This is a genomic window from Stieleria bergensis (assembly GCA_007745635.1).
GTDB classification, from domain to species: Bacteria; Planctomycetota; Planctomycetia; order Pirellulales; family Pirellulaceae; genus Stieleria; species Stieleria bergensis.
In genome coordinates this window covers 1949233-1963702 of sequence record CP036272.1, presented here as the reverse complement: position 1 = coordinate 1963702, position 14470 = coordinate 1949233, and the positions used below count along the sequence as shown (strand labels likewise).

General features: G+C 56.1%; 5 protein-coding genes. 3 read left to right on the top strand and 2 right to left on the bottom strand.

Going from position 1 to position 14470, the window contains the following annotated elements:
* Positions 1-59: 59 nt before the first annotated feature.
* Positions 60-3557 (top strand): PVC-type heme-binding CxxCH protein, encoded by a 3498-nt coding sequence (locus tag SV7mr_RS06640; protein WP_145270373.1) that lies wholly within the window; start codon positions 60-62, stop codon positions 3555-3557.
* 457 nt (positions 3558-4014) lie between these two features.
* Complete coding sequence (locus SV7mr_RS06635) at positions 4015-4512, top strand: hypothetical protein (protein WP_145270371.1); 498 nt, start codon at positions 4015-4017, stop codon at positions 4510-4512.
* 135 nt (positions 4513-4647) lie between these two features.
* Here SV7mr_RS06635 and SV7mr_RS06630 read toward each other — a convergent pair whose 3' ends face one another.
* Together SV7mr_RS06630 and uvrA are read right to left on the bottom strand one after the other, a co-directional pair.
* On the bottom strand, positions 4648-5988 hold the full coding sequence (locus SV7mr_RS06630; RefSeq protein WP_145270369.1) for a hypothetical protein: 1341 nt from the start codon (positions 5986-5988) through the stop codon (positions 4648-4650).
* A gap of 35 nt (positions 5989-6023) precedes the next feature.
* On the bottom strand, positions 6024-12560 hold the full coding sequence (gene uvrA, locus SV7mr_RS06625) for an excinuclease ABC subunit UvrA (RefSeq protein ID WP_145270367.1): 6537 nt from the start codon (positions 12558-12560) through the stop codon (positions 6024-6026).
* 433 nt (positions 12561-12993) lie between these two features.
* Here uvrA and SV7mr_RS06620 point away from each other — a divergent pair, with 433 nt between their 5' ends.
* Entirely contained in the window at positions 12994-14391 is a 1398-nt protein-coding gene (locus tag SV7mr_RS06620; protein ID WP_145270365.1) for a M48 family metalloprotease, read from the top strand.
* Positions 14392-14470: the final 79 nt, after the last annotated feature.

Below are 14470 nucleotides of genomic sequence, written 5' to 3'. Positions count from 1 at the left end.
CGCAAGCTGGGCCGGTCCACCGACTCCACTTGCCCCCCTCCTGTCAATCTTTTTGCAACATGAAAAAAACACCGCAAACTGCTCTGCACCCCTGGCTGCAGCGGCTTGTGTTCGGCGTCCTGGCCGCTGTGATGATGATTCACGGCGTCAATGCTGCGGAGCCATTTGAGTTCAAGAATAACGATGTGGTTGCCATTTTCGGCAACGGACTCGCCGACCGCATGCAACACGATCCTTGGGTCGAATCCGCACTTCAAAGCCACCTGAAAGGCAAGCATGTTAGCTTTCGCAACATGAGCTTCGCAGGCGACATGGTCAATAAACGGCCACGAAACAAAGGCTTCACCAACGACGAAGAGTACCTTCAGCACGTGGCGCCCAGCGTGGTGTTCGTGATGTACGGCTATAACGAGTCTTTTGCTGGCCCCGGCGGTGCAGAAGGCTACCAGAACGAACTGATCAAACTGGTCGAACGCTACGGCAAACTGCGCAAAGAGAAGGGCGTTGATGCTCGCTTTGTGCTGTTCAGCCCGATTGCTTATGAGTTCAACGGCGATCCGAACCTTCCCGATGGCACTCAGCTGAACGCCAACCTGGCCGCCTACACTCAAGCCACGCGGATTGCGGCGGAGAAAGTTGGCGCAACGTTCGTCGACCTCTACTCGCCGACGTTCCAATTGTTTGCGGCCAGCAAAGAGCCTCTGACTCACAACGGAATCCACCTGAACGGTGAAGGCTACAAAGGCTTGGCCGATGTGATTTCCAAAAGCTTGCTCGGCAAGCCCGCTGCGAAAGCCGGTGATTTGGGCCTGATCTACGACACCGTCGAAGCAAAGAACTGGACCTGGCACAACCGTTATCGCGCCACCGACGGCAACGATATTTGGGGTGGCCGCAGTACATTGACCTTCGTCGATGGCCAAAGCAACGCGGACGTTCTGAAACACGAACTGGTGATGCTGGACGTTATGAGTGCCAACCGCGACAAAGCGATTTGGGCAGCGGCTGAAGGCAAATCCTACAAGGTTGACAACAGCAATGTTCCTCCACCGGTGAAGGTCATCTCAAACGTTGGCGGCGGCAGCAGGAGCTCCAGTGCGGCCAAAGAAGGTAGCGTTGAATACCTGTCACCCCAAGAGAGCGCTGACAAGATCAAAGTTCCCGAAGGTTACGAGCTGAATGTCTTCGCTTCCGAAGAGACCTTCCCCGACTTGGCCAACCCAGTGCAAATGCAAGTCGACGCCAAAGGTCGCTTGTGGGTTGCCAGCTGGAATACCTATCCCAAATGGGAACCGCTCAAGGAGATGAACGACAGCTTGATGATCTTGGAAGACACCGACGGAGACGGTGTTGCCGATAAACGCAAGATCTTTGCCAATGTTCACAACCCCTTGGGATTTGAATTCTGGGGCGGTGGCGTCCTGGTCACCTCTGGCCCCGATTTGATCTTCTTGAAAGACACCGACGGGGACGATGTTGCCGATGTTCGCTTTCCCATCCTGCAAGGCTTGGGCACCAGCGACACTCACCACGCGGCCAATAACTTGGTCATGGGCCCCGACGGAGGCATCTACTGGCAAAGTGGGATCTTCCTGGTGCACAACCACGAAACACCGTGGAAGCAAAACTTGAATATCGGTTCATCGGGGATGTACCGCTTCGATCCACGAACCTTCGTGATCACACCACACGCTGGCAACTCGCCTAACCCGCACGGAACCAGCTTTGATTACTGGGGCTACTGCTACGCCAACGATGGCACCGGCGGCCGTTCGTACCAAGTGCGTCCGGAAGGCAAAGGCTTCAAGATGCACGAGTTGCTGAAGAAAGAATTCCGCCCTGTGGCGGCCAACGCCATCATGTCGTCGGAGCACTTTCCAGAAGAACTGCAACAAGACTTCCTGATCTGTAACACAATCGGTTTCTTGGGCATCAAGCAATACAAACTGGACCGTGAAGGTGACGGTGGCAAACGCAAGCTTGGCCACGTTTGGGGAACCCCCGGCGTGGAACTGCTAAACAGCGCCGACCGTAACTTCCGTCCGACTGACGCTGTGATTGGTGCCGATGGTGCTCTGTATGTTTCTGACTGGTCCAACGCGATCATCGGCCACATGCAGCACAACATTCGCGACCCCAACCGTGACCACTTGCACGGCCGCATTGTGCGTTTGACTGTCAAAGGTCGACCGTTGCAAAAGCCCGTAAAGATCGATGGTCAACCCATCGAGGCGTTGCTTGAAAACCTCAAGCACCCCATCAACGGAGTTCGACACCGTACTCGGGTTGAGCTTAGCAAACACGATTCGAAAGCCGTTGTGGCTGCCGCTCAGAAATGGGCCGCCGAATTCAACCCCGATGACGAAACCGAAGCACACCACTTGCTGGAAGCGCTCTGGGTTCATCAGCAACACAACATCAAGAACGAAGAGATGCTGAACAAGCTTCTCAATTCGAAAGTCAAGCATGCTGTGGTTGCCGCCGAAACGGTCAAGCACTTCTGGTACACCGTCGATGCGACCGGTGCCAGCGGGTTTGCTGCTCCTGCGGAAGTCGAATTCGTCAAGTACGATGCTCCCAAGCGTCTGAGTGCTGCCGACCAAAAGGTCTACGATCTCGGTGCCAAGATCTATCAGCGCGAATCACACTGTGCAACCTGTCACCTTTCTCACGGGAAAGGCAATGGCATCGTTTACCCATCACTGGTTTCCAGCCCTTGGGTCAATGGTAGCGAAGATCGTCTGATCAAAATGGCTCTGCACGGCATGTGGGGTAAGATCACCGTTCACGGTAAAACTTACGACCCGGCTCGTGGCGTTCCTCCGATGACCGCGTTCCGTAACCTGCTGACCGATGAAGAAGTCGCTGCAGTGCTGACCTTTGTTCGCAACACCTGGGGCAACAGTGGTTCAACGATCTCTCCTGAATCCGTCGCACGTGTTCGTGCGGAAACCAAGGATCGCACCACATTCTGGGTTCCAGATGATTTGCTGAAAGAGCACCCATTGGAAGCGGCATTGGTTTTGAAGGACATCGGTATCGATCCGGACAGTTTCTCGAACAAGGAACTGGAAGACAAACTGTTGTCCATCGACCCTGCTGAACTTGCCAGCGTGGCCATGAAGTCCGGTGATGCGGCTCGCGGAAAGAACCTGTTCATGAAGTCCGCTGCTGCCTGTGCTTCCTGTCACTCGCCAGCTCCCGGTGCCGTCCGTATCGGACCTGACCTGGAGAAACTCGCGACCAAGCTTAGCCCAGCCGAATTGGTTGATTCTGTCCTTCGTCCATCGAAACGGATCGACAAAGGCTTTGCTCAGATCACCGTGTTGACCATCGATGGTGAAATCATCACGGGCATGCGAGTTTCCGAGAGCGATGACGAACTGGTGCTTCGTAACTTGGCCAAGCCAGAGCCGATCAAGATCGCTCAAGATGACATCGAACATGTCAAAGAATCGCGCACTTCGCTGATGCCTGCCAACTTGGCTCGCTTGCTGAAGGATCGCCAAGAATTCAATGACTTGCTCAAGTACATCATTGAAGTTCGCACGCGATAACACGAATCGCACGATCAATTGAACCACCCGGCTTTCGAATCCGAAAGCCGGGTTTTTTAATGCGCCAGCGCCTGCCAAATTCAACTCCAGGGCCTTGAATCAGATCAAGATGGGCGGGAAGTCGCATGGCAACGCGCCCACAGGTCCACCAACAGGTAAACTGAAGCCTTCGCTTTTCGTGCCTCCACGCACCGGCCTCTACTCTGACAGGTCGCCTGCCTGTGTGGGCAGCGAACACCTTAAACGGGGACACTCCTTTAAGCCAGATCGCAGCGAAACAACGCCTGGCCTCACCCAGTTGTTGCGGGCACACGCTTTTGTATTGATGAGATCAACCGCATGCTCTGCTTTGAAATCCAATCGAATTCATCGAGCGAATTGCAACTGCCGATCCAAACCGAAACCTGCCTCGCCAACACCATGGCAGTTCACTCCGCTGATCCCAAATGATTGACTGATGATAGAGACACGCCGGAATCAATTCAGCCTAGCGGGCATGATTCTGCTGACCCTCGCCGTGGCTGTTTGGCTATGGATTTTTCGTGAGACCACGGGACGAGAACTGCTCACGTTCTCTGCGATCGCCTTCGCCGCCGGGTTGATCAGCCATGGGGTGTACACGTACTGGCTGCCCTGGCGAATCACAGGCCTGCTGTCTGTGCTGCTGCTCTACAATGGCGGCATTGTTGTGATGCAACTGATCGCATCGGGCGGAAACTTCAAGTTATCCGATAGTGGGGAGCTGATCCTGCAAATCCTGAGACAGCCCATTGAGATGGCATTCTGGGTTCGCACCATGAACGACATTCTGATGCTGACCGTGATCCTACTGGGAACCGTGCTGTTCACTCCCGCACATACGATCCGACAAGAGCTGCCTACCGCCCTGATCACGGCAATGGGCATCGGCCTTTGGTACGCCGTTGGCATCCTGATTTTGACTCACGCCGCATGAGTTCTTTGCCAGCGGCAAGCAAGTCCCATTTCTGACGTTGCCCGTCACCAGTGTCTTGGATGGAACATGCCAACTGGGGCTTCACGGCCACCCGTTGTGGAAGCGTCTATTGCAAAGCATCTGATCAGCGGCGAGCTACTCAATCGAGCATTCTGGGTCCAGCTGCGTGCCTTGATCCCGTGGGGACAGCGACAACTGACAGTGACTTAGCACAGCATATTGACCTTTTCCGTTCTTCCCGATCCAGAGCGTTGCAGGATGCGTCCCACATTCTCGGTAGCGTTTTTCAAGTTGATTGGGGTCCTGCGAAACACCTCGTGTTTTGACGCGCTGTGGATAAACATCCAACGACCGCATCTTCTTTCGCAACCTTCGATCATCGCTGCTTCCCGACCACAACACCGATTCACAGATCGCCAATCCGTTTTGATTCAGTCTGCCAGCGTCTGCTTCAGTTAGCTGATCACTTGTCAAATAGCCTGCCGGGCCGCCCAGCGTGGATGCTTGATAGGCATCGGCAAAGGCCACCGTTAAACCGGCTGCGCGCACCGCAGCATCGGGATCGATCATCCAGCGTTGCACTTGGCTGGCCCGAGGCGCTGGGAGCGACCAATCAGCGGCGGCAAAGACGGCTGGATCCCCGTCGGCTCGCAAAACGATTGCCGATCGCTGTCCAGGGCTTAAAGGCTGACCGACCACTTCGCTGGTCTGATCAAGTGCTGCCCCACAAATTAGCAACTGCTCACGAACACTACCAGACAATGAAATCCACGCTCGATGCAGGGGCAGAGCAGGGCAGTCGACCAATCCGTTGGTCTCCGATTTGGGCAGTTCCGCCGCAGGCGCAAGCTTAATCAACGCCGCCGCCACTCGATCAACGATTTGACAGACCTCTGCCCAAGCCGGCGAGTAGTCCTGTGGCCTGGTGGTACGTTTGCCATCGATTCGTCGATCGGGATCGATGTGCACACCGTCGTTAGGTTGATAATCTTGACTCAGCACATCGTCACAAATCGCTTCCCAGCGTGTCTCGGCAACGGGCTGATTCAGTCGCACATTTTCTTTGAGCATGGCCATCAGCACCGGGTCTCGATCCACGGAATGAACCTGGCCGACGTTCGTCGTGGACGCATTTCGCAGGAGAGCCAATGAATCGCCGCCAATGCCACAGCAAAGGTCCCAGACCCGTTCACAGCTCAGCAACCGAGCTTTCAAATCAGCGACTCTTGCCGGCGTCGCTTGAGCCAGTGATCGAGCCGTTGTCCACCACAGTGATTGCGGATCAGAATGCGTTGCAGAGGCCAGTTTTTGCCTGGCCCGCCATTGCAACTCTGCGGCCTCAGAAACCAAAGCTGCCAACGGGTCCCCGACACGTCCGCGCAATTGCCTGAGCGAGGGCGGATTCCCATCGAACGACTCTCGCAGCAGTGTTTCAGTTTGCTGCAAATCGGCTTGCTGTAAAGGATCAGATGACAAAGCGGATCTCAGCCTGAATTGACGAGGAGTGAAAGCTATTGCAAGGCTTCCTTGAGGGACTGTTTGAGCGCCAGCCTTCTAGCCTGTCCCAGTTTTGTAATTCCCAAGGTGACACCATCATCATGCCGATGCACCGGGATTTTGACCCGTTCGAGTTCGTCAATCAATTCGTCCGCCGGCGCATGATCAGACTTAATGTCAATCTTCACGGCATCGGCCTCGCGCGTGCGAATGGACAGCCGCACCAGTCCGTCGGAATCGACCACGTCGACGCGGTTGTAATCTGCTGATTTGATTTCACCAGCACCCACCAAGCCTTCGATTTGCTGGAACAACCGTCCTGGCAGCTCGATCGGCCACTCGGGCACCTGATCTTCAGCAAATCCCTTATTGGTCGAATGCCAGCGCAATCCCAGGGTTTTCCAGATGGCGGCAACCTCTAGCGGCACACCCGCTGGCAAGGACTGGACGTCAGCTGGCGGCGATGAATCAGGCGTCTGAACTGGCTTAGGCAGCGACTCGGGCTGGGTTTGCTTTTGCGTGGCTTTCCCAGGCTTAGTTTTTGCAGGCTTAGTTTTCGCAGGCTTAACTGGGGTGGGTTTGGCCACTTTCTTGACCGCTGGTGTGTCAGCAATGGGTGCCGCGTTTGCTTTGCTAGCCGACTTGTTTGCTTTGCGAGTCGCCGTCCCCGCTTCCCGCATGGCCTCAGCCAAGAATGGGGCCGTTGCCGATTGGGTCGAACCAACACCTTTGGCGTTCACGGTCGCGACCATCTGTTCGGGCGTTCCCTGGAAGACAATCTCCCCGCCTTGGGCGCCCGCTCCGGGGCCCATGTCGATGATCCAGTCGGCGCATTTGATGACATCCAGGTTATGCTCGATGACGACAACGGTGTTTCCCTGATCCACCAAACGCTGAATCATCATCAGCAGCTTTTCGATGTCCGAAAAATGCAATCCAGTCGTTGGCTCATCCAAGAGATACAGCGTGCTACCGTTGCTTGGACGAGCCAATTCAGCGGCCAAGCGAACGCGTTGTGCTTCCCCGCCACTGAGGGTTGGCCCGGACTGTCCCAATGTCACATAATCCAGCCCGACATCGCAAAGCGTTTTTAGAATGCGAGCGATTCCCCGTTCGGACGCGAACAGTTCCAAGGCTTCGCTGCAGGACATTTCCAGGACTTCGGCAATGTTTTTGCCGTGGTAGCGAACGCCCAGCACCGACTCATTGAAACGTTTCCCACCGCATTCTTCGCAGGGGACACTGACATCGGGTAAGAAGTGCATTTCAATGCGACGCTGCCCGCTGCCCTCACAGGATTCACAACGGCCACCGACCACGTTGGTACTAAAGTGCCGAGCGGTGCGTCGACCTTCGATGGCAGACGGCTGGGTCGCGAACAGATCACGAATGTGGTCGAAAACACCGGTATAGGTTGCCGGATTACTGTTGGGTGTGTTGCCCAAGGAGGACTGATCGACTCGAATCACTTTTCGGAAGTACTGCCAGCCATCGAAGTGCTCGAAGCGCCCGGGCTTTTTGCCCGAGTGTCGATTGTATCGCTTGAAAATCAACCCGAACAAGGTCTTGTCGATCAGCGTGCTTTTGCCGCTGCCACTGGGTCCTGTGACGACGTTCAGCACGCCCATGGGCAACAGCAAGTCGACATTCTGCAGGTTATTTTCACTGGCTTGAAACATTCGCAGAAAATCGACCATTGGCGCCCCGCCGGCTGCGTAAACGGGACGTCGTGATTTCGGCACAGCAATCTGTTTACTGCCATGAATATAGCCAGCGGTCACCGACTGTTCGATCGGCTGGAGAGGATTCTTGGCATCAATCTGTGGCTCCCCTTTGGCAACAATCATGCCACCGAATCGCCCCGATTGAGGGCCAAAATCACAGAGGTAATCACTGGATTCAATCACTTCACGATCATGTTCGACCACCAACAGCGTGTTGCCAAGATCACGCAACTGATGCAGGGCGCGAATCAAGCGGCGATTGTCACGCGGATGCAATCCGATCGTGGGTTCATCCAAGACATACAGCACCCCACAGAGCCCGCTGCCGAGCTGAGCGGCCAAACGAATCCGCTGAGCCTCGCCACCGGAGAGCGTTGCGGCACCTCGATCGAGGGTAAGGTATTCCAGCCCAACGTCATTGAGAAATCTGAGCCGTGCCTGCATCTCGCGTAACACTTCGCCAGCGATCTTTTTCTCGCGGCGATCAAGCTTCCAATCATTGACCGTTTTCAGCAAGCGTCCCAGCGGCATGTGCACCAAATCGGCAACGGTCAATTCTCGGAATCGACTCGCCGCAGCCTCGCCGCGCACGCGTGCTCCGCTACAAGAGCTGCAGGAGATTTTGTCGACGAACTCATTAAGCCGCATGCGCAGCCCAGGCGTTAAACGCGCGGCCTGTTCCAGTGCAGGGTAGAAACCTTTGAACTGAAACCGAAACAACTTTGTCGGCTGGCCTGATTCGGGATTCAAGTCCGAATCACGGACCTCGAACCAGCGATCCCCAAATCCATGAAACAGTTGTCGACGCTGTTGGACGGTCAGGTGGCTAAACGGCACCTCAATGGGAACGCCCGTCTGCCGAGCGAGGGCTCGCAACATGCCAACCGATGCCGCATGCCGAACGCTTGGCCACAGCAACGAGGCGCCGTCGATCAGCGACATCTCCGTCGAACGCATCAAGGCATCTGGATTCGTCCCAACCTGCGTCCCAGTTCCATCGCACTGCTGACACCAACCCAACTGGCTATTGAAGGAAAAGTGATGGGGAGTCAGCAAATCATACGACTCACCGCAAGTACCACAGGCCATGTGTTGACTATGACGAACCAGTTGCCATTCGGCTTCTTCGCGATCGGAATCCACGATGGCGACTTCCAGCACGCCGATGCCGACCGACAGAGCGGTCTCAACGCTGTCACTGATTCGCGAGCGTTCTTCGGCGGTCACCGTGATTCGGTCAACGACCAGCTGCACCGTTTGACGCAAACGCGGATCCAGTGCCGGTGCATTTTGCAAAACCATTGTTTCGCCATCGATGCGAACACGCTGATAACCTTGGGCAATCAGCGACTGCCAGGTTTCTTTGGATGCCTCGCCAGCGGCCACTTCCAGGGGCGCCATCAACATGGCCCGAGTGCGATCCGGCAGTGCCATCACCTTGTCAACGATCTGATCCGGTGTCTGAGTCCCAATCGGCAAGTCACAATTCGGACAGTATCGATCACCGAGCCTCGCCATCAGCAACCGCAAGTAATCGTACACCTCCGTCACCGTTCCCACGGTACTGCGAGAGGAGTGCCCCAAGTTCTTCTGTTCCAACGCCACCGCCGGAGACAACCCATCGATGCGTTCAAACTTGGGTTTCTGAACCTGTCCGACAAACTGACGTGCGTACGAGGACAACGACTCGACATAGCGACGTTGTCCCTCGGCATAGATGGTATCCATCGCCAGGGAACTCTTGCCACTGCCACTGGGACCGCAGAAGACCGTCATGGCGTCGCGAGGAATCTCTGCAGACACGGACTTGAGGTTGTGCTCTGACGCATGCTTGACCACCAAGTGCGTGCGTGACTTTTCGGGTGCGGCTTCGATCTCGGTGGCACGGGTCACCATCGCTTTGCTTTTGCGTTTGGGGCGTTTGATGCCCATTGCTTTGGCCAGCGAAAGCCCTGTGAAGCTGTCCGGATGGCGCGCAACGTCCTCCGGACGCCCTGCCACGACGACTTTCCCGCCACCCTGGCCGCCCTCGGGTCCAAGATCAATCACGTAGTCAGCCGTTTTAATGACGTCCAGATTGTGTTCGACGATCACAACGGTGTTGCCTCGGTCAGCCAGGCCGTCAATCACCTGAAGCAGCATTTCAATGTCAGCAAAATGCAACCCCGTGGTGGGCTCGTCCAACACATACAGCGTGCGACCGGTCTCGCGTTTACTTAACTCGCGCGCCAACTTGATCCGCTGGGCCTCGCCACCGGAGAGCGTCGGCGAGGGCTGACCCAGTTTGAGATACTCCAGCCCCACATCAACCAGTACTTGCAACTTGTCAGCAATCTTGGGGATATTTTTGAAAAGCTTCAGCGCCTGCGAAATGTCCATTTCCAGGACATCGGCAATGGAAGCCTCCTTAAACTTGACCGCGAGTGTTTCGCGGTTGTAACGCTTGCCAGCACAAACGGGACAGGTCACCCAGATATCTGCCAAGAAGTCCATGTCCAACTTATTGGCGCCATTGCCATCACAGGCCGAACAGCGGCCACCGGCGACGTTAAAACTGAACCGCCCGGCCGCATAACCGCGAGTTTTCGAATCGGGCAACTTAGCGTACAGATTGCGAATCTCATCAAAGACTTTGACGTAGGTCGCTGGATTGCTGCGTGGGGTTCGACCAATTGGCGATTGATCGATGGCGATGGTTTTATCAAGGTGTTCGAGGCCTGAGACCGAATCATGCTCGCCAAACTCGCATTCGGCACGATTCAGTTCGCGGCGTAAGGTCGGCTCCAAGATGCCGCTGACGAGCGAACTTTTCCCGCTGCCGGAAACACCGGTCACGCACACGATGCAGGCCAAGGGGAATGTGACATCGATATTCTTCAGATTGTGATGCCGAGCCCCATGAACGGTTAACGCATTGTCCAGATCAATCGTCCGCGGTTCTGCGGGGATCGCAATCTCGCGTTGTCCAGAGAGGAACTGCCCTGTCACGCTTTTTTTGGTACGACCTACTTCGTCGATGTCTCCGACCGCGACCACCTTACCACCACGAACGCCGGGGCCGGGGCCAAAATCCACGATGCGGTCGGCGGCACGCATGGTGTCTTCATCGTGTTCGACAACAATCAAGGTGTTACCAGCGTCGCGCAGGCGAACCAGAGTCTCAATCAAGCGATCATTATCGCGAGCATGCAAGCCAATCGACGGCTCGTCCAAGATATACAAGACGCCCACCAAGCCGCTGCCGATCTGGCCAGCCAAACGAATCCGCTGAGCTTCGCCGCCCGAGAGGGTCGGTGACGTTCGCCCCAAGGTCAGATAGTCCAATCCAACGCCCAGCAAGAACCCCAATCGAGAGCGAACTTCCTTGAGCGCTTCGGCGGCAACAATCTGCTCGACTTTGCCAAGCTTGATGGCTGAAAAGAAATCCGCCAGTTGCTCAATGGATAACTCGCAGAGTCCCGGCAGGGACATCGCCGTGTCAGCGGGAAACTGGTCGCTCGCGGTGGTCAGGGTTGCCGCCCGAGCCTGCGGATTGAGCCGCGCCCCGTTGCAATCGACACAGTCGATCGTTGACATCAGCTTTTCCAGCTGAGCCAACTGCATCTTGTTCTTACTGGTTCGGTACTTTTCGAGCAGTTCAGGAATGATGCCGTCAAAGCTGCCACTGTAGCGGCGTCGCTTGCGACCACCTCGCCAACTGGCCACAAAGGTTTCGTCTGCCCCCCATAGCCAGAGACGTTTGGCCTCCGCTGGCAACGCATCCCAGCGAGTGCCTAGCATGGTGCCGGATTCATAATCCATCCATGTCTCAACAGCCTGAGCGAATGACTTGTAGACCTGTCGGCGTTGCCGGCTAAAGTCTGTCCAGCCGCCGATCACAGCGATCGCGCCCTTGCGAACACTCAGCTTGGGCTCGCTGACCAATTTATCGGGGACAAAGGTGTACAAGTGTCCCAGTCCGTCGCAGGACGGGCACATGCCTTGTGGACTGTTGAACGAATACAATTGCGGGGAGGGCGGCAAAAAGCTTTCGCCACAAGACGAACAGGAGTACTGGGACGAATACAAATCGTCTTCCGCTGGAATCCCCACCGCCATGCTATTGGCTTGGGTCAGAGACACCATCATCGTGGATTCACCGAGCCGCAAGGCGATCTCCACCGCTTCTTGAACTCGGCCAAAATCACGATCGCTTGAGACGATCCGATCAACGACCACTTCCACGTCGTGCCGCCGCGAACGATCTAGCAGCGGAGGTTCGGCAAGCAAAATGGTTTCACCATCCACACGTGCGCGGTTGAAACCCTGCTTGCGCAGATCTTCAAACAAGTCGCGAAACTCACCTTTCTGGCCGCGGACCAAGGGAGCCAAAACCCACAGCGTTTGTTTCGCTGGGCTGGTCATCAACCGAGCGGTGATGGCATCGGCTGGCTGAGCGGTGATGGGGATCTGGCAGTGCGGACAATTATTCGTCGCCACACGAGCATACAGCACGCGCAGGAAGTCATAGATCTCCGTGATCGTGCCGACCGTGCTGCGTGGATTCTTGCTGGTCGATTTCTGCGCAATCGAAATCGAGGGGCTTAAACCACTGACCAAGTCCACGTCCGGCTTGGGCATCTGGCCCATGAATTGCCGCGCATAGTTCGATAAGGACTCGACATAGCGTCGCTGACCTTCAGCAAACAGCGTGTCAAAGGCCATCGACGACTTGCCACTGCCCGAGACGCCGGAAAAACAAATCAATTCCCCGCGAGGCAAGGTGAGATTGACGTCACAAAGATTATGCTCACGCGCACCTTTGACCCGAATTTCGCTTTGAGACATTCCGTTTGAGATCGCGTGTGGGTGGTCCGTAGTTGTTGCGCTCGACACTTTTGCCTGCGATGTGCTGAATTTCATGTGCCCCCTGGGGTGACGCCGTCATTGCACCGCCAGATTTTACCAACTGGTCGAGGGTTTGTCGGCCCGCAATCAAGATGCATTCAGCTGGGAGACAACCTTTTATGGCGTCCCAAGATTCCCCCAGCACGCCACAGCGAAGCGTCTGCAGCACTTTGGTGTCAAGCTTGACGGGCTGATTGGGCTGGCCGATTTAGCTGGCCGATTGGGCGGCATTCGGGATTCCGGCGGTCGCCAGCGGCAGCAACTGTCATTTCCGGCCCCCAGTCGGCGGGAAGCCCAGGAAATCGGAGCGTCGGCAGTTGGAGCAGGGCGTGGACAGAGTATCGTGTCCTATACGACGGACCGATGAACCACCGTGTCTGATGAACCACCGTGTCTGAGTGCCGGTATCCTGTCTTTCAGCACTGACCTCGCATCTCTCAGCACTGACCTCGCATCTCTCAGTACCGTGCAACTGTATTACTTTCTCGCCATCGTGCTCTCATTGGGCTATGGAGCCGCTCCGGCCAGCCACCAGAGCTTCAGCCACGCATTGCTGCTCAGTTGCCTGACGGTGCTGATCTGGTGGGTGATCTGTTTCCTGGCGGTGCGAATCGTAGCCGACTCGATCAACCAAGGTGAAATCTCGACAGAACTTGGCTTTGGCTGGTTCGACAAACAGTTGGTGACTTTTCGCTGGTTTTCGCTTGGATTGATTTTCTTGTGCATCGCGGGCTATGGGTTTGGACGGACGGCAATGCCATTGGCTGGATTAGACGAATCCACGCTTGCCAACGCGGTGCTGCTGATGTTGCCGATGCTGGGCATGGTTGCCGGAGTTTGGGCCAAAGATCATTGGTTCGCGGTCCGGATGGGCTATGCAAAGGCCGGCCTGCGATCGTTTTTGCATAGCATGTGGGTTTCCATGCGCAGCACGATCGGCTGGATCCTGCTGCCGATCGGATTGCTGCTGGCCTGCGTTGACTTCATTGATTTCGTGGCGGCACCTCTGGGCGTTCCGGCGTGGTTGATTTGGACCACAACGCTGGCAGCGGCCTTGTTCGGCATGCCAACGTTGATCCGACGCGTCTTTCCATTGCATCCGTTGGAGCCCCAACTGGCACGTTGGACAGGGGAGATTGTCGTCGCAGCGGGGCTGCCGAACTGCAACGTGATGCTCTGGGACACCGGGGGGCGAATCTACAATGCCATGATTGCTGGTGTCTTTGGCAAGCGGCGAATCATGATGTTAAGCGACCGCCTGGTGAACGATTTGACACGTCCCGAGTTGTCGATGGTGATCTTGCACGAAGCCGCTCATTCCCGCCGTCGCCATGTACCGCTTCGCTTGCTGGCACTGGTTCCCGCCTGGTTACTCGGCTTTGCCACACAGCAATTGATTGACGATCTCGGCGGCACCTCTGGACTGGGACTGTGGGATGAAATGCTGGGGATTTTGGTTGGAATCGTCGCAACAGTCACGATCCTGCGAATCGTCAGCTTTTACTCAGAATACGACGCCGATCGTACAGCTTGCAGAATCGCACCAAAGGTGGCCAGCCAGGTTCGACGAAATCTAGACCAGGCAACCGAGCTGGCAAGCGTTCCCGAAACCTCCGAATTGGCGGGTCGAACGCTGGCAAGTGCATTGCAGAAGGTCGCTGGTTCGGACGAGCAAACGCAGCGTTCAAGCTGGCTTCATCCAGCAATTTGCGACCGAATCACCGCGTTGACCGGAATCCCAGCGGGCTTCACAAACCCGCTCAATGGGTGAATCGGCCGGGAAGAGGCGATCACGACGATGCGCCTCGCCGCAAACGCCTCGTGGTGGCTTCAGCCAGGAAAAATCGCAA